Annotated in this window: 16 protein-coding genes; 3 read left to right on the forward strand and 13 right to left on the reverse strand. The window is 39.1% G+C overall.

Features of this window, described 5'->3' with window-relative positions; all coding sequences use genetic code 11:
• Positions 1–248: 248 nt before the first annotated feature.
• The 4 genes from VPAR_RS08380 to VPAR_RS08395 form a co-directional block, all read right to left on the reverse strand.
• Positions 249–1115 carry an RluA family pseudouridine synthase gene (locus tag VPAR_RS08380; RefSeq protein WP_012864867.1) on the reverse strand — a complete coding sequence of 289 codons (867 nt, stop codon included), beginning with the start codon at positions 1113–1115 and terminating at the stop codon, positions 249–251.
• A 1-nt stretch (position 1116) separates the two neighbouring features.
• Positions 1117–2310, reverse strand: coding sequence for a GNAT family N-acetyltransferase (locus VPAR_RS08385; protein ID WP_012864868.1), 1194 nt, complete (start codon positions 2308–2310; stop codon positions 1117–1119).
• 188 nt (positions 2311–2498) lie between these two features.
• The gene (locus tag VPAR_RS08390; protein ID WP_331711869.1) at positions 2499–3434 is read right to left on the reverse strand and encodes a DUF2156 domain-containing protein; all 936 of its coding nucleotides are present in this window, start codon (positions 3432–3434) and stop codon (positions 2499–2501) included.
• A gap of 100 nt (positions 3435–3534) precedes the next feature.
• The gene (locus VPAR_RS08395) at positions 3535–4650 is read right to left on the reverse strand and encodes an efflux RND transporter periplasmic adaptor subunit (RefSeq protein WP_012864870.1); all 1116 of its coding nucleotides are present in this window, start codon (positions 4648–4650) and stop codon (positions 3535–3537) included.
• A gap of 111 nt (positions 4651–4761) precedes the next feature.
• Between VPAR_RS08395 and VPAR_RS08400 the strand changes: the two genes are divergently transcribed.
• Positions 4762–5613 carry an aldo/keto reductase gene (locus tag VPAR_RS08400; protein WP_012864871.1) on the forward strand — a complete coding sequence of 284 codons (852 nt, stop codon included), beginning with the start codon at positions 4762–4764 and terminating at the stop codon, positions 5611–5613.
• A 102-nt stretch (positions 5614–5715) separates the two neighbouring features.
• On the opposite strand, the gene VPAR_RS08405 is transcribed toward VPAR_RS08400, so the two are convergent.
• The 3 genes from VPAR_RS08405 to VPAR_RS08415 all read right to left on the reverse strand — a co-directional run bounded on the left by VPAR_RS08405 (position 5716) and on the right by VPAR_RS08415 (position 7979).
• Positions 5716–6054 (reverse strand): branched-chain amino acid transporter permease, encoded by a 339-nt coding sequence (locus VPAR_RS08405; protein WP_012864872.1) that lies wholly within the window; start codon positions 6052–6054, stop codon positions 5716–5718.
• Complete coding sequence (locus tag VPAR_RS08410) at positions 6047–6712, reverse strand: AzlC family ABC transporter permease (RefSeq protein ID WP_012864873.1); 666 nt, start codon at positions 6710–6712, stop codon at positions 6047–6049. The genes VPAR_RS08405 and VPAR_RS08410 overlap by 8 nt, the downstream gene beginning before the upstream one ends.
• 100 nt (positions 6713–6812) lie before the next feature.
• Positions 6813–7979: an iron-containing alcohol dehydrogenase gene (locus VPAR_RS08415; protein ID WP_004694893.1), complete on the reverse strand. Its 1167-nt coding sequence runs from the start codon at positions 7977–7979 to the stop codon at positions 6813–6815.
• Positions 7980–8241: 262 nt separating this feature from the next.
• Here VPAR_RS08415 and VPAR_RS08420 point away from each other — a divergent pair, with 262 nt between their 5' ends.
• A complete protein-coding gene (locus VPAR_RS08420) occupies positions 8242–9060 on the forward strand; it encodes a MetQ/NlpA family ABC transporter substrate-binding protein (RefSeq protein ID WP_004694891.1) in 819 nt (272 codons plus the stop codon).
• Between the two features lie 72 nt (positions 9061–9132).
• On the opposite strand, the gene VPAR_RS08425 is transcribed toward VPAR_RS08420, so the two are convergent.
• From VPAR_RS08425 to VPAR_RS08450, 6 genes are all read right to left on the reverse strand, one after another.
• Entirely contained in the window at positions 9133–9948 is an 816-nt protein-coding gene (locus VPAR_RS08425; RefSeq protein ID WP_004698259.1) for a nitroreductase family protein, read from the reverse strand.
• 686 nt (positions 9949–10634) lie between these two features.
• On the reverse strand, positions 10635–12188 hold the full coding sequence (locus tag VPAR_RS08430) for a nitrite/sulfite reductase (protein ID WP_012864874.1): 1554 nt from the start codon (positions 12186–12188) through the stop codon (positions 10635–10637).
• Positions 12189–12410: 222 nt separating this feature from the next.
• Positions 12411–13802, reverse strand: coding sequence for a cation:dicarboxylate symporter family transporter (locus tag VPAR_RS08435; RefSeq protein ID WP_012864875.1), 1392 nt, complete (start codon positions 13800–13802; stop codon positions 12411–12413).
• A 176-nt stretch (positions 13803–13978) separates the two neighbouring features.
• Positions 13979–14707, reverse strand: a complete 729-nt coding sequence (locus VPAR_RS08440) for a LutC/YkgG family protein (protein WP_012864876.1) — start codon at positions 14705–14707, stop codon at positions 13979–13981.
• Positions 14707–16152, reverse strand: a complete 1446-nt coding sequence (locus VPAR_RS08445) for a LutB/LldF family L-lactate oxidation iron-sulfur protein (RefSeq protein ID WP_012864877.1) — start codon at positions 16150–16152, stop codon at positions 14707–14709. Before VPAR_RS08445 ends, VPAR_RS08440 begins: the two co-directional genes overlap by 1 nt.
• A 12-nt stretch (positions 16153–16164) precedes the next feature.
• On the reverse strand, positions 16165–16902 hold the full coding sequence (locus VPAR_RS08450; protein ID WP_004694880.1) for a (Fe-S)-binding protein: 738 nt from the start codon (positions 16900–16902) through the stop codon (positions 16165–16167).
• A 523-nt stretch (positions 16903–17425) separates the two neighbouring features.
• On the opposite strand from VPAR_RS08450, the gene VPAR_RS08455 reads away from it, so the two are divergent.
• A complete protein-coding gene (locus tag VPAR_RS08455) occupies positions 17426–19174 on the forward strand; it encodes an S-layer homology domain-containing protein (RefSeq protein ID WP_012864878.1) in 1749 nt (582 codons plus the stop codon).
• The last annotated feature ends 167 nt before the right edge of the window (positions 19175–19341 follow it).

Here is a 19341-nt window from a genome sequence, read left to right on the forward strand (position 1 = left end):
GTATAACTAACAAACTATTTCTCTATAAAATTATCAATTTAACATTCTATAGAATTTTATGTCTATACACAGTATACTCCTGTCCACTGTGAATTGAAAATATAAAAAAAACATAGTCTATGCTTTTCATGCATAGACTATGAGTTTTTATCACTATTGTTTTTTGTATACAAGGATACAGGGATAATAAGCTTCTCATTCAATAAATACGATGGGTTTATTATTTAGAGTAGTAAAATCTACAGTTATTATTCTCGACCAAAATTATCCCCTACTTCACATGTAATCGTAATAGCTTCGTCCTTACCATACGGAACGAAAGTTAGCTCCGATGCGTGCAAACATTGCCGTATATAGGGCTTATTACGCGTACCATACATAGCATCACCTACGATGGGATGACCAATATGTTCCATGTGAACGCGAATTTGATGAGTTCTACCAGTCAACAACTTAAACCGTAACAGAGTATTGTCTCCCTCATGATCAAGAACAATATATTCTGTTTGAGCAGGCTGACCCAATTCATCGATAACGCGGCGATTATCGAATACTGGATCTACCCCGATAGGCGCATCTACCATGCCATTCGCATCAATGCGACCTTCTACAAGGCCTGTATAAATGCGGTCGATACGACCTGCTTGTAGCTCATCCGTATAGTATTGCTGTGCTTCCTTTGTTTTACCAAAGAGAATGCACCCCGATGTATCTCGGTCGAGGCGGTGCACAGGTCGAACCTTATGAACTACGTTTTTCTTTGCATAATACCCTGCCACATAGTTACTCAATGTACAAGACTTCGTTTGCCCTGCAGGATGAACGAGCATAAAGGGATCCTTATTTACAACTAGGGTATGCGCATCTTCATAGAGAACTGTAATCGGTCCCTTTTCTACATCAACCCCATAATCCTTATCTTGTGGTAATTCTAAGGTTAACACATCCCCTTTTTTGAGTGCTCGTTGTGAATGAGCCACACGACTATTAACTTTTACCCGTTTCTTGCGAAACATCATTTGGATATCCCGAGAGGATAGGGAAAATCGTTCCTTTACATATTTAGAGACCGTCAACTCTGTCGGTTCTTTCACCGTATACGTTTTCCAGCTCATATTACCACCATTCGTTAATATATGTTTTTTGTTCAGGATAGAGAATATCGAAATAATCTAACCATTCTTCGCTTACTGAAAGTTTCCCTTCAAAAACAAGGTCTCGAGCCGTAAGAGTGCCCATTAATAACTGGCTCAATGCACCGATCTCAACGGTAACATCTGCTTCGCCCTCTAATGTATCAGAAATCTTTTTAACGGATGGAGTTAATGCACCGCCATATTGCACTTCATAACGGCCTTCGTTCCAGCTGCAAAGCCCATCTCTTACTGCAAAGGTCATTGTTATAGGCATCATCAATGCCTCTGGATTTACAGGAATCTCTTCAAAAGCAGCTTTTACATCTATAATACGACTCATCATATACGGCATTGTAGCGTGACCAGTTCTACCATCAGGATAGAAGCGATAGTATGTATCATGAAGACCTTCATTCCAACGAATAGAAGTGCCTTGAGAACGGTGATTATAGAAGTAGTTCAATAATGCACGTTGTGCACGGCGTGTCGTGTAAACCAATTCAGAAACAGGAATTTCAGGCTGACCTAAACGATACACTGCATAGCCTTCAACGACGTTATCATCGTTGCGCACTACAGCAATGTTTACACCTTCTGCAAAGAAGCTGCCTAATAATCGTTTCCATTCCTTTTCACCGCGCTCTGCGTAGCCGGAAAGACGAGCCGTATATGTTTTATATACTGGATCTAACAAAGTCCATTGATCTACGCTATTTAGCAAGCCAAAGCTCAACGTTTTATCTGTCATAGGGCGCAAGTCTTCTAGCGACATGGTGTTCACCCATTGATGAGCATAAAGTTCCCAACCATATTGTTGATAGAATGCCGCCTTGGATGGCATCAAAATCGTCATAGCTTGGCCGCGTTTACGAAGCTCATCTAGTGCAGAGGTCAATAATGCACCGCCTACTCCACCACGGCGAGCCGCAGGATGCGTTGCAACGCCTACCATATAACTCGTAGGTAATACAGCCCCGCGAACGTTAAGATTGTATTGACGCAAATGAACGGTACTCAACAATTGATCCTGTTCTAGGCCGACCATTGTATTTTCTGGTTCATAGCACTTTGTAAAATAATATTGGAAGAATGGATCTTCCTTTGGTTCAAAGCAGTACGCCCATAGATTTTCCACATGAGGCGTATCTTGAACCGTCGCAATTCTAAATTCCATGTTTATATCCTCGTTATATCATAAGAGCCGTTATCTATCTATTGCGTCACAGCGTATAATATCTAATCTAAGCACATCGCATCGCCATATCACTATGATGATACGATAGTTACATTCAAATAGATAGGCTAACAATTCTATTATAACAAAATGAGCTATGGAGCACATCGGCTTCATAGCTCAAATTTTTATTTACCGCCTGTCGCATTATCAGCTTCGTTAGCATATACTGCGTCATATTTTTCAGCAAAATGATCTGGGTTATAAGATTCTTTTGCTTGACGAAGGCCAGGCAACCCCATATCTTCTTCGCGGTTGATAAATTCTACTTCGCTAAATTCGTGACGAATGAATTCATTATTGATAGCTTGATACAAACCACGAATATCTGGATTTGCTTTTTCAATGTGAATCAAAGCAATTCTGTCATTGAGAAGCTCACCGATACTAAAGGCTTCGACACGGCCGAATAGTTTAATAGCACCGCCCTTAAGGCCCAACACATCCCAGTTATCAAATAACAAATTGATGGCTATCAATTCATCTTCGATACCTTCTTCATGATGCGTTTCTACCCAAGATGCTGCCGTTTCACGACATAATGGAATAATATCATCTGTAATTGGCACATATTCATAGTTAGAATATTGCATGCGGAATTGGTTTAAATGGTTTTTCTTTTGACGGAATTTCTTACCAGACAAGTTGATAAGATCTTCGGACTTGTAAATGTATTCGTAGTTATCGCGGTCAGGTGTAAATGCATAGCGACCAGGACATAGGTCTTCCATGCGTTCTTTTACATCTTTGCTAACGCCTTTAAATCGGAACGGCAATTTATTTTCTACGAACCATTCTTTAGCACGCAACAAACCATCAAGGAACTTTGCATCTTTACCAGCAAATGGAGGCAAAAGGAATGGCTCACGCTTGCCACCACCTTGGATGTACAATACGCCATTCTCTTCAGCCCAGCGAATACCGTATGGATCTTGCCACATAAACAGTGTAGTAAAGCAATTATCGGATGCTTCGTAATGATGTTGTTCAAAATATTTGTCGATTAATGGTTTATCTCTCAATTCAAAACGTTTAAATTCTAAAATAATAATCCCTCCTATCAGATTCCTCTTTTGAGGTTACTTCACAATCTGTGAAAGTTTTGATTCCGTCACATTTAAACATAATCCTAACAATCTAGTACTAAAATCTTAGGTCTCATAATTACAATTTTACAGATTCACCTAACACAAAGGTGCCATCCGTCGTAATAACCTTATCACCTTCGTTTAAGCCAGAAATAATGGCTACGTCATCGCCTTCAGTGATGCCTACCTCAACAACACGTACATCAACTGTATTATTCTCAGTCAATACATATACATATTTCCCATCTTGATTTTCCCGAACCGCCTTAGTTGGAACGGTCAGCATCTTGGCTTTCACATTAGATTCAATAATGAGTGTATAGAATTCACCAGCCTTGATTAGGCCTTTCTCATTATTGAAAGTGGCTTTCACAAGAACACTTGGCACATTTTCAGGTTGAGTAATATCTACGTAAGTCAATTCACCTGGTAATTCTTGGTCACCTACCTTGAGAAGTACCTTCATGCCATTCTTCGCTTCAGGTGTACCTAATTTCATAGCCGCATCACGAGGAATGCTGAGGGATGCAACCATCGGCGTAGATTGCTGAATCATCATAAATGGACGGTCTGCAATCGCCATTTGACGGTCTTCGTTATAGATAGATGTTACAGTACCTGCTATAGGAGCCACGATTGTAGATGCCGCCATCTGAGCCGATACTTGTGCGATTTGTGCCTCAATGGCCGCCGTATTGATGCCTCCGCCACCACCGGTTGTAACTGTTGTAGTTTGTGGTTGAGATCGTTCCAAAATACGATCATATTCTTTTTGTGTGATTATGCCCGCTTCACGCATACGTTGAGCCTGTTCCAGTTGAGTACTGTCTATGGATGCTGCAGTCGTAGTCGTCACAGCTGAGGCATATGATTGTGATTGGGCTTGCGCTAATTGTCCTTGCAAGGATGCTAGCTGTTGTTGTAAAGCCGATGTATCTACAGTTGCCACAGTTTGACCTTGCTGTACTTGATCGCCTACTTTCACGGCATACACGACCTGCCCCGTCAAGGTCGGCGTTATCGTCGCCTTATTAAGGGCCGTTACATTGGCATCATTATGAATCTGCAACGGCATATCCTTGTACGTTACCTCTGCGACGGATACGGTTTTCGTACCACATCCCGCAATAGCGAGTGTCATAATCATAACACCAAGGATAGCAATTACAGAGCAAAAACGATTTATTTGCATTCTGTCACTTCCTATCATATTGATTTTTATCAATACCTTAGTATATCATAAAATCAGTTAGAATTGTATGAAAGCTAATTCCTTTAATTTATGGATATAACGGAGGTTCTCATGGAAGAACGGATGGACTTTAGAATATTAAATAACAGCAGTTTTATTCCCTCTATCGGTTATGGCACATATAAAACAGGTAGCGAAGGGGAAACAGAACAAGCCGTAACTAATGCATTAAACGTAGGCTATCGATTGCTCGACACAGCTGCATACTACGGCAACGAAGAAGCCGTAGGCAAAGGCATCAAAGCATCTGGCGTTAAACGTACGGATATCATCATTACTACCAAAATCTGGCACACTAATGCAGGCTATGATAATACGATGCGCGCTGTTGAAAGCTCTCTAAAAAATTTAGACACTAATTATATCGACATCATGCTCGTTCACCAACCTTTGGGCGATTACTACGGCTCTTGGCGCGCCATGGAGGAGTTATACGACCAAAATATATTGCGTGGGTTAGGTCTTTCTAACTTTTATGAAGACCGATTAATCGACTTGCTATATCACTGTAATGTAAAACCTGTAGTGAACCAAATTGAATGTCACCCATTCAACCAACGCCAAGCTCTTATACAATTGATGAGAAAACATCAAGTGGTGGGCATGGCGTGGTCTCCATTTACCCGTGATCGCCAACCGATTTTTGATCATCCTATCATCAAAAGCTTGGCTGAAAAATACGGTGTAACAAAGCATCAAATCATCTTGCGTTGGCATATTCAACGAGGCATCATTCCATTACCAAAGGCAAATAATGTAAGCCATATGGAAGCTAACTTTGATGTATTCGATTTCAAACTCACTAACATCGACATGGATGTTATGGAATTATTAGATCAACAAGACTTCTTAGAGGACCACCACACTGCACTAGGTCTTGAAAGATTATTACAACTTAAATAGAACATAAAAACAAAACCACTTATATCCTCCTTTAGGAATAGATATAAGTGGTTTATTTTAGTGCTCTTTATTTTATTATAGTTTATGTTAGTATACTTTATTTTATTTAGGTATATTAAATACGGCTTGAACAAGTATCATGTATACTACAGTGCCGGCTCCAATAGACATAAACATATTTCGTTTCCATACATGCATGCCAACGGTCACTAATAAAGCAATAAGTTCCGGTACTCCATATGGATAGGATAACACAATTGTATCTTTAAAGGTATACACAACAAGCATCCCCATAACCGCTGCAGGTAATGCCTTGCCTAAATACTGTACAAAATCTGGGGCCTTCCTACCAGGTGGGAAAATAAGAAAAGCAGAGAAACGTGTAAGTAATGTGCCCGCTACAACAATGGCAACGGTAATGACTATTTCAAAACTAGTCAAGATGTACACCTCCCCACTTATACGCTATATAACATACTACGAGCATACACCCCATAGAAGCAAGCATAAATAAGGATTTTCCCGTTAATAGAAGCATTGCTAGGGCTACAACGGCTCCAACAGCACCTAAGCCTCGAATATTATTACTTTTAGCATTAAATATCATTTCAAGGAATATAACAATAAATAAGCCAGGTAATACAAAACCAATACCTCGCAAATCTACAGATGCTAATAAATCGCCGAACAATCCCCCTACAAGAGTACTCACAACCCAGAAGATATAATTAAGCCACGATACATGGAAGTAGAACCATTTTTCATCTACATCATCGGGTAACTTCGTAGATACATTAATTGCAAAACTTTCATCACACATCCACGCAACTGTAGGAAACCACTTCCATCCCATATACACATATCGCTGTAGTGCAGATAGACCATAGAAGAAATGACGCCCATTGACAAACAAGGTCAACATAAAAGTATTCACTGGATCAAAGCCTGCCATTAACAGCCCAATAGTTACGAACTCCATGGAGCCTGCAAATATGGTACTAGCTAAAACAGGAGCGGTCCACCAAGGAAACCCTTGACTGGTAGCATACAAACCAAAGCCTACTCCAAGAAAGAGGAAACTAAGCCCCATGGGAATCATAATAGGAAGTGCAAAAGAAAATGCACTTCTATTTTTTATTTTATTTATAGGGAGCGCCTCCTTTCCATATCATACAAGTTTACACTGTTAATCCCCTTAATTATAAGGCACGCATTAAAATCTCGCGAGCTACTTCTGGTGTTACATCACCATTTTCACCAAGTTGTGTCATGCCATGGTCCTCTAATTGTTTCACAATTTTATCAACTGCTTCTTCACCAAGACCATAGTCTTTCAAATGCGTAGATACGCCAAGGGACTCGAAGAATTCACGAGTTTTAGCGATAGCCTTGTCCGCTTTTTCTTCGTTTGTACCTTCTGTAATATGCCATACCCGTGTAGCATATTGTGCCAATTTTTCAAGTTTGTCTGCTTTTTTCACTTCTAACAATGCAGGTAATACGATAGCCAATGTAATACCATGGTCAAGATGGTACGCCGCAGTTAACTCATGGCCAATCAGATGAGTTGCCCAGTCTTGTGGCACGCCGGCACCAATTAAACCATTTAATGCCAATGTAGAGGCCCACACGTGGTTAGCACGAATATCGTAGTTTTCTGGATTTTCTACTGTTTCTTTGCCGATTTCAATCATAGTTTTTAAAATACCTTCGCTGAAACGATCTTGAATACGACCTTCTACAGGGTATGTTAAATACTGCTCTGTGGTATGCACAAAGGTATCGATAACGCCATTCTTAACTTGTCTTTCAGGCAAGGTGAAAGTCAATGTTGGATCAAGCATGGAGAACTTAGGGAATACTAAGCTACTGAATACAGGGTATTTACCGTCACCATAAGTAATAACTGCACCATTGTTCATTTCGGAACCAGTTGCAGGTAGTGTCATAACTGTGCCAAATGGTAATGGATTTGGTACCATGTCTACCGGAACCTCTGGCACACCAACTTTCATTACCTCAATAACGGGACCATCATAGGTAGCACCCATAACGATAAGTTTTGTAGCATCTACTACAGAACCGCCGCCTACAGCGAGAACGAAATCTACGCCATGTTCTTTAATGAAAGCTACCGCACGTTCACAAGTTTCAAGAGATGGATTTGGCTCAATACCACCAAACTGCTCAACCTTGCGGTTACCAAGAGCTTTCACAATGCGATCAATAAGACCACTGTGCACAGCGGAGCCACCACCATAAGTAATGAGCACCTTTGCATCCTTTGGTACCAATGTATCTAATTCATCTAAACGGTCTTTACCAAATACGATATGTGTAGGGTTATAAAAATCAAAATTATACATACATCCTCCATTAATCCGACATTATAGATATATGAATCCATATTAGAATTATACAAAAATATTTAAAATATAAATTTACTACCTAGCGATCACACATTCAATATAACACATTAATCAATATATTATATTGAATTGTATTATAAATGAGCTAGAATTTCACCATAGTTTTAATCTATAGCTAACTGATATGCTTTTATCATATACAAATCCCCTTCATCCATGATAGGATATAACCATTATAAGACTTGAAAGGGATGATTATATGAAATTAAAAACATTGTTAGCACCATTACTTATCGGTGCTCTTGCATTTGCTATCGCTGGTTGTGGTAGTACATCAAATCAATCAACACAAACACAAAAAGAAATCAAAATAGGTGCTACATCTGGTCCTCATGCACAAGTAGCTGAAGCTGTAGCAAAAGAAGCTAAAAAACAAGGAATCGATCTTAAAGTAGTTGAATTCTCAGACTATGTAACACCTGATAAAGCCCTTGCAGATGGCGATATTCAACTGAATGCTTATCAACATGTACCATTTATGGAAAACTTTAACAAACAAAATGGTTCCAACTTAGTAGCAATCGGTAAAACAATTTTGGTGCGTATGGGCTTATATAGTAATAGTGTACACAGCGTACAAGATGTACCTGAAGGCGCTACTGTTTCTATCCCAAATGACCCTACTAATGGTGGTCGTGCATTAGCATTATTAGCTAAAGCTGGATTAATTACGTTAAAAGATGGTGTCGGCTTCAAAGCAACAGTTGCAGATATCACATCTAACCCGAAGAATATAAAGATTCAAGAACTAGAAGCAGCTCAATTACCTCGTAGTCTAGATGATGTAACAATTGCAGTTATTCCAATGAACTATGTGCAAAGTGCTGGTCTTAGTGTAGAAAAACAAGGTTTCTTCTTCGAATCTAAAGATGAACCACTAACAGTTATCGTACTTGCAGTTCGTAGTGAAGACAAAGACAACGAAACATACAAAAAAATTGCAGATATTTACAAATCTGATGCTATTAAACAATACATCGACGAAACATTCAAAGGCACTATTACAACTGCCAATTAATAAAGTTTATATCGTCACTATATAACTAAAAAGAGATACCCCAATGATTACAATCATTGGGGCATCTCTTTTTTACTCTTCTGTATCAAATGTAACATCTAATGGTTGACGCTCTACAATATTGCGATATCGTACTTTAGGATATCCCATAAGAATGCCACCAGCTACAATTTTATCATCAGGTACACCTAATTCATCTAATAATGGTTGGTATTCAGCTTCTCCAGCATGTTCAAAAAAGCCTGCCCAACAAGTACCAAGGCCTAAAGTCGGCGCATATAGCTCAGCATAAGACAAGCAAGAGTGACCACTATCATGGGTACGATGAATATCTTTTTTAGAGCCAATTGCCACGACGAGAGCCGGCGCATCGCGCAAGATATACTCCTTGCCTTTATCTACTTCTGCTTGAGCCGCACGAGCATAAAGGCGCATAATTGGCACTGTTTTTGCAGCTAAATGCATCCACTCTAGAACGAGATCAGCAATACGGCGTAACGTTTGTTTATCTCGGATTACTATATACGAAATACCTTGTGTGTTAGTTGCTGTTGGCGCCATTCTTGCAACGTTTAGCACTTTGCGAATGAGCTCTACAGGGACTGGTTTATTTTGATAGTTACGAATAGAGCGACGACTACGCATAAATAGTTCAGCTTGCTCAGGCGTTAACTTAGGTTCCTTTGTAATATCGATTTGCTCTTTACGCGGTGTCATATCGCTATCAAGAGCAAGCGTTGGGCATACGGAAATACAATGCCCACAGGAGATACAACCTCCCCTGCCAGTTACAGGTCCAGCATCGGACATCACCAGTAATCCGGTCGGACAGTCAGCAACGCAAAGGCCGCATCGTGTACAGACTTCTGTATTGACGGTAAATAACATCTGAATATCCTCCAAATACTACTATAAAGCCTATTATAACATACAAAATCAAGTCATATCTAGTTTTAAACAATTATTCTAATTGTAATGGAGCTAATCCCTGTTCCTATATTTGCCTTTTGGATGGGGCCCCGTTTCGTTAATACAACTTGGTAAAAAAAGTAAGAATACGCTTGCTTGCTCCGTTCTTCGCAAAGTCGCTGCACAAGCGTATTCTTACTTTTTTATCACTGTATTTATAAAGATGCCCCATCCAAAAGCGTAAATAATCTAGCTAATACTTATATAGAGTCATTACAATTACACCTTGAAATAAATCATAGAAAACACTATCATTTTACACATTATAATAAACTTTATAGTAGTGGTGCCACTCCCACCGATAGGGAAAGGACTAACCTGCGGCTAGTCCACGGGTTAGTTCTAATGCTAATTTAGTTAAAATTACTTGACCATCTCTCCCCTCCCTCTATTATATAAAAGCATATTGAGTAAATATCGAATATAGCTTGTGATGGGACTAGTTAATAGCAGGTGCTCAAATAATAAAAAGAGTTCCCTATGCAGCGACTTTGCGAAGAACGGAGCAAAGAGGGAACTCTTTTTATTATTTATTAAGTTGTCGCAATCTAAGTGGGCCCCATCACAAGCAACCCAAACATATTTACGCAAATGCTTTTACATATTTACTCAAATGCTTTTATAAGTTCCATGTATTGCGCTTTGTGTGTCATTCTCCATGTCCCAAAGTCTGGTTCTGGAGATTCGTTTAGAATATTTGCCAAAGATTCCAAAAATTCTGGAATTTTTGTAGCTACAATATTGCCAGCCATTTTACCGAAGTTTTCAGAACCCATGTGTTCTGATCCACCATCTACAAGGATGAATGCTACCATAGGTTTTTTATCTACTAATTTTACAGCACCATGGAATCCAATTTCACCGATTTGGTGTGTACCACAAGAATGTGGACAGCCGGATATATGTAAACGAGGTAGTTTTCTTGTGTCTACACCCTTTTTTTCAAGGTGTGCGAAGATATCTTTTAACAGACCGTTAGAGTCTTGCATACCAATCTGACATATAGTAGAACCAACACAAGATACGGAACGGCGGAAATCATTTTCGGCACTATCATCAGTTATTTCCGCAATTTTGCGTGCTTCATCAGCTGTAAGATTAATGAAGAACAATGCTTGGTCTGGCGCAATACGTGCTTCTACTTGGTCAAGTGTCACTGCATAGTCAAGAGCAGCCAACAAGTGTTCTACGTTCGCATCACCACCTGCTGGATGGTATTCTACGTAATATAAACCTTCTTGTTTTTGACGGTGAATACGATAATTTTCCACAGAATCATCACGCTTACCAGTTTTTGTAATTTCATAAGCATAATCAGCTGGATTAATAGTTAGGTGTTCTACTTCTTTTACCATAGCTAGAGTTTCTTCATAGATCTTGATGAAAGCTTCCGCCCCACCCATTTTAGCAGGCATGTAACGGGTACGAGCTTTACCACGGTTTTTGAAATTACCATGATTAGCAAAAACCATAAGCATAGCTTTCACATGGTACAAAATATCCTCAGGTGCTACATCATGTGCCACCGGAATACCAATGCGAGGATTAGGACCAATACCACCACAAGCATACACATCAAAAGTATTGTGTTTTGTTAAGTTAAAACCTAGGTCCTTGAACGTAGAATGTGGGGTACTATCAAAACCATTATCTATACCCATTTTAAATTTGCGAGGAATCTTGATATAGAACATTTGCTCCATAAGAAATACGCTAATAGCTGTTGCATATGGCGTAATATCTAAAGTTTCACGAGGATCAATGCCGCGTAAAATACTAGCTACCACATTGGGATTGTCACCGCCAGCGCCACGGTTATAGATACCGTGATTATAACATTCCTTATAGAGACTCAATATAGTATCACCATCAAGGCCATGCATTTGTAAGCATTGGCCGGTAGTGAAATGTACGTGTTGCAGGTTATATTTACGAATGGAGTCCGCTAAAAACTGTATGTGCTCGCGCGTCATGCGACCACCGTTGAAGCGCCAACGGCTCATGCCAGTATTTGCACCGCGCTCAGCGTAACTACCATAAGCACCAGATTGTCCTTTATAGTCTGCAATGGATAGTTCTTTCTTATAGAACTTATGTGTCATATCCTCAAACTTTGGATAATCTGCAATTAATCGATCTTTCAATTCTTGTGTAATCATACTATTACCCTCTTGGCTTATATTTATTAAGCATAATTCGTAACTTTATAACGCTTAGTATACCATACATGCATAAGCATGTTTGTAGCTAAGCTCACAATTTCAATACCGATTATTAATGACATGGTTTACAATCTGTAATAATTATCACTTGTAAAAAAAGAACAGCCCTAAGACTGTTCTTTTGTATGATAGTTTTATATGGCTAAGTGTTGTTAGTTTTTATACGCGACCTTCATCAGGATTATTGTATGCGTCTTTATCGATAGTTCCCATGATTTTATCTACTACGAGAGCATTTGTTAAGGAACCAGATACGTTCAAGCATGTACGGCCCATGTCGATCAATGGATCGATAGCTAAGATTGGACTAATGGAGGTGAAGTATGCACCAAGGCCTGTACCACTAAGGGATACGGATGCAGCCATTGTAGCAGTACCTGGTACACCTGCGATACCAACGGAACCGATAGCGATAACGATAACACTCATGATGTACATAGTCATATCGAATGGAATATTCGCTACATTAGAAATGTAAACAACAACAAGTGCAGGGAATACGCCGGCACAACCTTGCATGCCCGCAGTAGTACCGAAGGAAGCTACCGTATTAGCCGTTGTAGCATTTACGCCAAGACGTTTTGTCAAGGTCTCTACAGTTAATGGCAATACCCCCATTGAAGAACGAGATGTAAACGCCAATAAGAGTGGTGCTTTTGCTTTCTTGAAGTATGTAATCGGATTGTAACCAAAGCTAGTAATCAAGATTGCTTGTACAACAAACATAATCAAAAGGCCAACGTAAAGTAATACTACGAACAAGCCCATATCAAGAATAGCTTGTACACCGCGTGTTGCCAATGTAGAAGCTAATAAGGCAACTACACCATATGGCATAAGACCAATAATGAAATCAGCTACCCAGGAAATCAACTGATGAAGTTCATCAAATAGTTTTGTGAATACCTCCATAGAGTTTGTCCCTGTTTGTTTTAATAGACGAGCTACGCTACCCAAGATAATTGCAAATACAACAATGCCGATAACATTTGTTTCAGCAGCCGCTTGAATTGGATTACTTGGAATTAGTGCTCGGAATGTATCAACCATAGGTTTGATTTCACGAATCTTCTTACCAGATTCAACAATATCAAAACCTTGCCCTAAACCGAAGGCATTCCCCAAAATTAGACCGACTATAGCAGCAACGGCTACCATGCCAAGATTCGTAGAAATCATAGCAACTACTAACTTTTTAAGATTAGCACCTGCCTCCATGTGCAAAATAACGTGAACAATAGAGATAAAAACGATAGGAATAACAAGCATGCGGATTAAGTCGATGAAACCGCCCCCTACGAGAGAGAACCACTTTGTACTTTCCTTGATATAAACCACTTTGGATGGATCATCAGGGAAGCCTGCAATAATTTGGACCGCTATACCAAGTACGGCACCGGCAATAGTACCAATAATAACGAGATTACCGAAGGATGTGCCCTTGCGTTGCAATACATAAATACCTATTAACACGAGCACGAACACCGCGATAATACCAATACTTAATGGATTGCTTAACATGAGGTAATCTGTAAAGAATGGAATATTCATAATACACCTCTTTAATTCATATCACAACAATAGGTTATAAACTTAGTATAGCATATATCGAAAAAAATACAAGTACAATATTTAATTTTTGATAACATTTAATGTATTCTGTAATATATGCACCAAAAAGGCGATTTTCCAAAAGAAAATCGCCTTTAGTAAATCTAGCTATTATATTATCTATTAACTAAGATATAGGTTACTTGGATAGGCCCATGAGCACCATCTACAGTTACCAATTCGATATCCGCCGTACGGGACGGACCAGAAATCAAGCAGATATTTGTAGGGAACTTAGCTGGATCGTTATGATACCGTTCAGCCAAATGTTCCATTGTTTGTGTCATGCGAGGATTAATTGTGTCAGTATACAACACCGCAATATGTGTTGTAGGCAACAAACTAATCACACGGCCAGAATCCTCACCAGAAGCTTGTACTACAGTAGCAGTTTCCGCAATACCGCAGTATGGGAATGTAATACCAATATCAGCATTAGCAGTATTAGAAATACATTCTTCACGACCTTTAGCTGGATCCCATTGGAAGTATGTACGAGTGCCGCCATTATTAGCTGCATCTTGTTCAAACAATTCTTTTAATTTATATTCTTCTACTTCAGGAGAGCTTGGGAATACAATTTTACCGTTTCCCCAGTCGTCGATAGCTGCCAAAATTGTTTCACCTAATTTGTCAGGTGTAGTTTCAACGAATTTTGTACCAACACGTTGACATTGTTCCTTAAACATTGTCAAAATTTGATCGCGATTCAAACCTTGGAACATAGTTTCTTGAGGACCATGGCTATAATCAAAGCCTTCTACAAAAGCAGGGCACATTTCTTGATCACGGCCTAATGCACGAGATAAACGTGCAATAAATTGATTACGTTTAGCTACATCCATTATTTTTTCTCCTTCTTCTTGTTCTTTTCATGTTCAGCATACAGATCACGGAATTTCTTGAATTTCAAGGAACCCAATTCTTTAGATTTAGTCCAGCCATTCATAACTGGAATAGCTTGAGTCCATTCAGGCATGTTACCCTCTTTATTACTAATTAAGTTCATACCGATAGCACCAGCTTTTGTACCAAGATCAAATAATGTTGCATTACCGAACATCTTAGCAGCTGCTGTGAAGATAGCTTCTTCTGCTTTTGGACGAGTCTTTTCAATATCAGCCATGATATGACGGTGCTCCATCAACAATTCATGCAATGGAATAGCTACTGGACAGTTCTCTGTACATGCACCGCATAATGTAGAAGCATATGGAAGATCGCCGGCTACATCGTAACCTTTGAATAATGGAGTCAATACAGCACCCATTGGACCTGGATATACAGAACCATATCCATGACCGGAAACGTGACGGTATACAGGACAAATATTCATGCATGCGCCACAACGGATACAACGTAGCATTTCTTGGAATGTCCCACCCAAGATGCCAGAGCGTCCGTTATCGATAATAATGATATGAGTTTCTTCAGGACCATCAGCTTCACCAGAACGCGCAGGGCCAGTCATCATGGAGAAGTAGTTAGAAATTTTAGAACCTACTGCAGAACGGTTCAACATTTCCATCATAACATCAAGAGCTTTAAAATCAGGGACAATACGTTCTGTACCTAAGAAGATCAATTGAGTCTTAGGAATAGAACTAGCCATACGACCGTTACCTTCGTTGGAAACGATTGTACATGTACCAGATTCAGCAACTGCAAAGTTACAGCCGTTAACACCTACGTCAGCTTTTAAGAAGCGCTCACGTACATAACCGCGTACAAAGTGAGTCATTTCCGTAGGGTTTTCAGTTCCTGTATAACCTAATTTTTCAGCGAAAATTTCGCGGATTTTGTTACGTTCAAAGTGAAGACCTGGTACTACGATGTGAGATGGGGGACTTACTGCAGTTTGCAAAATAAATTCAGCCAAGTCAGTTTCGTTAACTTCAATACCAGCTTCTTCTAACACTTCGTTCAAACCAATTTCTTCAGTTAAGATAGTTTTGGATTTAACGATCATTTTTGCTTCGCGTTGGCGAAGGATATCTAATGCAATTTGAGTTGCTTCTTTGTCATCGAACGCAAAGTGAACTTTAGAACCAGCTTTTTCAGCGTTGTCAGCAAATTGACTTACATAGTAATCCAAGTTGTTTAGTACGTGATCGCGAATTTTAGCCGCTTCAGCGCGGAAATCTAACCATTCAGGAACATCCGCAACTACTGTATTACGTTTATCATAAAACACGTCTTGTGCTTTTTTAATAGCTGCAACTTTGAAATCGTCAGCCAAACATTCTTTTATACGTGTTTTATAGGGGCGATTGTCATATATAAGTGCCATGTCGTCTCCTCCTTAACGGCAGTTTAAGATTTCAGCAATATGCATAACTTTGATACGGCGATCAATTTCGCCTTCTTTATGAAGGCGATCAAGCATACCAGCGATGTTCATCAAGCACGCTTGGTCAGAACCGGAGATAACGTTAGCACCTGTGCCAGCAATTTCCAATGCTTTTTCGCGTGTCATAACTTCACTGATTTCAGGGTTTTTAACTGAGAAAGTACCGCCGAAACCACAGCAACGATCTGCACGTGGTAATTCAATCAAGTTGATATCTTTAACGTTTTTAAGGAGTTTGAAAGGAGGCTCTTTAATGCCCATCAAACGAGTTACGTGGCAAGATGTATGGTATGTTACGGATTCGTTGAAACGAGCCCCTACATCTTCAACACCTAATACGTCAGTAATAAATTGAGTGAATTCGTAAATTTTACCACTCAATTTTTCTGCGCGCGCCAACCACTCTGGTTGATCTTTTAAGAAATGATGATATTCATCGCGGATTGCAAAAGCGCAAGAACCGGACATGCTGACTACATATTCAGCGTTCTCAAAGCATTCGATTGTATTCTTAATTGCATCCATAGCTGCGTCATTGTAACCGGAGTTAGTAAACATTTGTCCACAGCATACTTGTTTCTTAGGTACTACAAGCTCACAACCTAATCTTTCAAGTACTTCTACACCAGCCATACCTACATGAGGGTAGAACATGTCAATCAAACACTGTTGGAAAAGATGAATTTTCATATTATCTTCCTCGTCTTTTCTAGTACTTAACCTAATAAAAAATTTTGATATGTATGTGTTATGGCAATTTTTAGTAGTGAATTTTTCGACTAAATTTCTGCCCTGAACATTACTTATGCTTTCAAATAAATATTCAAAAGCTCATCGCTATAATTATAAATTAATCATGTAGATATTGTCCAAAGAATTGCTATATTCGTATGTACCCTTTTATTTCTTATATCGTTATGACTTTTTGTAATAACAAACATTGAATTTTATCACATCTATTATTTCATTTATCATTTTTTCTTGTAAAAGCCCCATAAAATCTAGATTTTGCGAATGTTTATCATTTTGCATTTTTAACTACTAGAAAATCAACTTTTATCTATATTTCATTCTATATTTATATAATCGTACTCAAATTTTCAAATTCATGTAAGTTTTATCCTTATAGATTACATTTTCTTATAGTAGTGTATAAATTTAAAAAGTGTTATAATTTATTTTATATAAGTATAGTTTGAAAGGAGCCCTTTTCATGAAACTAAATAAATTATCTTTGTCTTTAGCAATTACATTGGCCCTTGGTTCTACATTCAGCATGGCTCACGCTGAAACAACTGCGACTCATATAAAATCCGAAGTATCTAATGTGGCTACTAGAGCTGAGGTATCTGCTAAAGCAGATGAACACCGTGTTGATACATCTGTTAAAAACGATGCTAAACGTATTGATACATCCGTCAAAAATGATGCTAAACATGGTAGCACAGTTGTAAAACGTGATGCAAAACATGCTGATGCATCTGCTAAAAACGCTGCTAAACGCACTGATACATCCGTAAAAAATGATGCTAAACGCGTTAACACTTCTGTAAAAAATGACGTTAAACGCATTGATACTTCTGTAAAAAATGATGTAAAAGAAGATGCTGTAAAGGTAGAAGGTAAAAAAGCTGTAAAAGCTAAAGAAAACTTACCTGCTGGTATATACCCTGACACAAAAGATAACTGGGCTCGCGATGCTATCCAAGCAATGACACAAGCCGGTTACCTTTCTGGTTATGCTGATAATACATTCAAACCTAGTGCACAAATTACTCGTGAGCAAGCAGCTGCTATTTATGGCAAAGTGCTACAACACAACTTAAACGAACAAGAATTAGCGGAGATTGCAACAAAAGAATCCTCTACCGCCTACTCTGACGTGGAAGCAGATCGTTGGTCTAGCTCTGCTATCAAATTAGTTAGTGCTGCAGGCATAATGGAAGGCACATCTAAAACAGCTTTCACACCTAGCAAAACTATGGACCGCGAACAATTCGTTGCATCCGCCGCTAGCCTAGCTAAAAAATTAAATCTTTCTACACCTGTAAAAGTAGAAAAAGTAACATTTAAAGACGAAGCTAGCATCTCCTCTGCTTACTTGGCAGATATCCAATACATGGCTCAACGTGGCATCGTAGCATCTGGGGCAACAGAAAACTTTAACCCTAAACAACCTGTAACAAGAGCACAAGCGGCAACAATCTTGAACCGCATGCTTAATGGTGCTGGCCTTGCAACACCGAAACACAGTACAACTGAAGCTAAAGCTGAAACAACTGTAAAAGAAGATATAAAGAAAGCTGATACAGCAATCGAAAAAGAGGCCTCCAAAGTAAATAAAGATGCAAAAAAAGATATGTCCAAAACTGATAAAGACATGAAAAAAGAGGCAGAAAAGGCAGATAAAGTAGCCAAAGCTGAGGCAAAAAAAGCTGACAAAGACTTAAAGGGCAACAAAAATGCTGCAGTAGCAGAAAAAGCTGAGCCTACTCACACAGTTCGCCCTGTTCGTCGCAGCACACTAAAAGCACTTGATCAAAAGCAACAAGCTGCATTAGAAGACAAAGTATTTTCTGAATTAAATAAAACTTATAAAACAGAAGATGCATTCCAAAATTACGGCGTAATGTACTGGCGTGACAACCAATTACACGTAGCTTTGAAAACAGACAGCGATATTTCCACTGTAAAAGCTAACCTTGCAAACCGTGGTGATTCCACTGTAAATAACTATGTTGTAGTTGAATCTTCCCAGTACAGCCAAGCTGAATACGATGCAATTGATACAAACTTCCGCAACTACTACAACAAAAATGAAAAAGCAGGTACAATTCTAGCTACATTCCCTGATGTAGAAAATAACCAACTTTACGCAGTTGTATCTACAGCATCTAAAGAAACACAACAAGGGATCTCTAAATTATTCGGTTCCAAAGTAAAAATGACAGTAAAACGCTAATCGGCGTTACACTTAACCAGCCAAGGCAGCGTATACTCAATAGTACTACGCTGCTTTGTTGTATATCACAATGCATGCCAACTAATTGACTATGATGCGACGGATATAGCTTTTTATGCTGGTGAAAGTTTATATTCTACGGCTATCGCGCATTAGCCTTTACCATG

Origin of the sequence: Veillonella parvula DSM 2008 (genome assembly GCF_000024945.1) — a bacterium.
Classification (GTDB): domain Bacteria; phylum Bacillota; class Negativicutes; order Veillonellales; family Veillonellaceae; genus Veillonella; species Veillonella parvula.

What these genes read in the sequence shown, in the direction of transcription:
- VPAR_RS08380 (WP_012864867.1), bottom strand. Translation starts at nt 1,115, where the DNA reads ATGAGCTGGAAAACGTATACGGTGAAAGAACCGACAGAGTTGACGGTC.
- VPAR_RS08385 (WP_012864868.1), bottom strand. Translation starts at nt 2,310, where the DNA reads ATGGAATTTAGAATTGCGACGGTTCAAGATACGCCTCATGTGGAAAAT.
- VPAR_RS08395 (WP_012864870.1), bottom strand. Translation starts at nt 4,650, where the DNA reads ATGCAAATAAATCGTTTTTGCTCTGTAATTGCTATCCTTGGTGTTATG.
- VPAR_RS08400 (WP_012864871.1), top strand. Translation starts at nt 4,762, where the DNA reads ATGGAAGAACGGATGGACTTTAGAATATTAAATAACAGCAGTTTTATT.
- VPAR_RS08410 (WP_012864873.1), bottom strand. Translation starts at nt 6,712, where the DNA reads ATGATTCCCATGGGGCTTAGTTTCCTCTTTCTTGGAGTAGGCTTTGGT.
- VPAR_RS08415 (WP_004694893.1), bottom strand. Translation starts at nt 7,979, where the DNA reads ATGTATAATTTTGATTTTTATAACCCTACACATATCGTATTTGGTAAA.
- VPAR_RS08420 (WP_004694891.1), top strand. Translation starts at nt 8,242, where the DNA reads ATGAAATTAAAAACATTGTTAGCACCATTACTTATCGGTGCTCTTGCA.
- VPAR_RS08425 (WP_004698259.1), bottom strand. Translation starts at nt 9,948, where the DNA reads ATGTTATTTACCGTCAATACAGAAGTCTGTACACGATGCGGCCTTTGC.
- VPAR_RS08430 (WP_012864874.1), bottom strand. Translation starts at nt 12,188, where the DNA reads ATGATTACACAAGAATTGAAAGATCGATTAATTGCAGATTATCCAAAG.
- VPAR_RS08435 (WP_012864875.1), bottom strand. Translation starts at nt 13,802, where the DNA reads ATGAATATTCCATTCTTTACAGATTACCTCATGTTAAGCAATCCATTA.
- VPAR_RS08440 (WP_012864876.1), bottom strand. Translation starts at nt 14,707, where the DNA reads ATGGATGTAGCTAAACGTAATCAATTTATTGCACGTTTATCTCGTGCA.
- VPAR_RS08445 (WP_012864877.1), bottom strand. Translation starts at nt 16,152, where the DNA reads ATGGCACTTATATATGACAATCGCCCCTATAAAACACGTATAAAAGAA.
- VPAR_RS08450 (WP_004694880.1), bottom strand. Translation starts at nt 16,902, where the DNA reads ATGAAAATTCATCTTTTCCAACAGTGTTTGATTGACATGTTCTACCCT.
- VPAR_RS08455 (WP_012864878.1), top strand. Translation starts at nt 17,426, where the DNA reads ATGAAACTAAATAAATTATCTTTGTCTTTAGCAATTACATTGGCCCTT.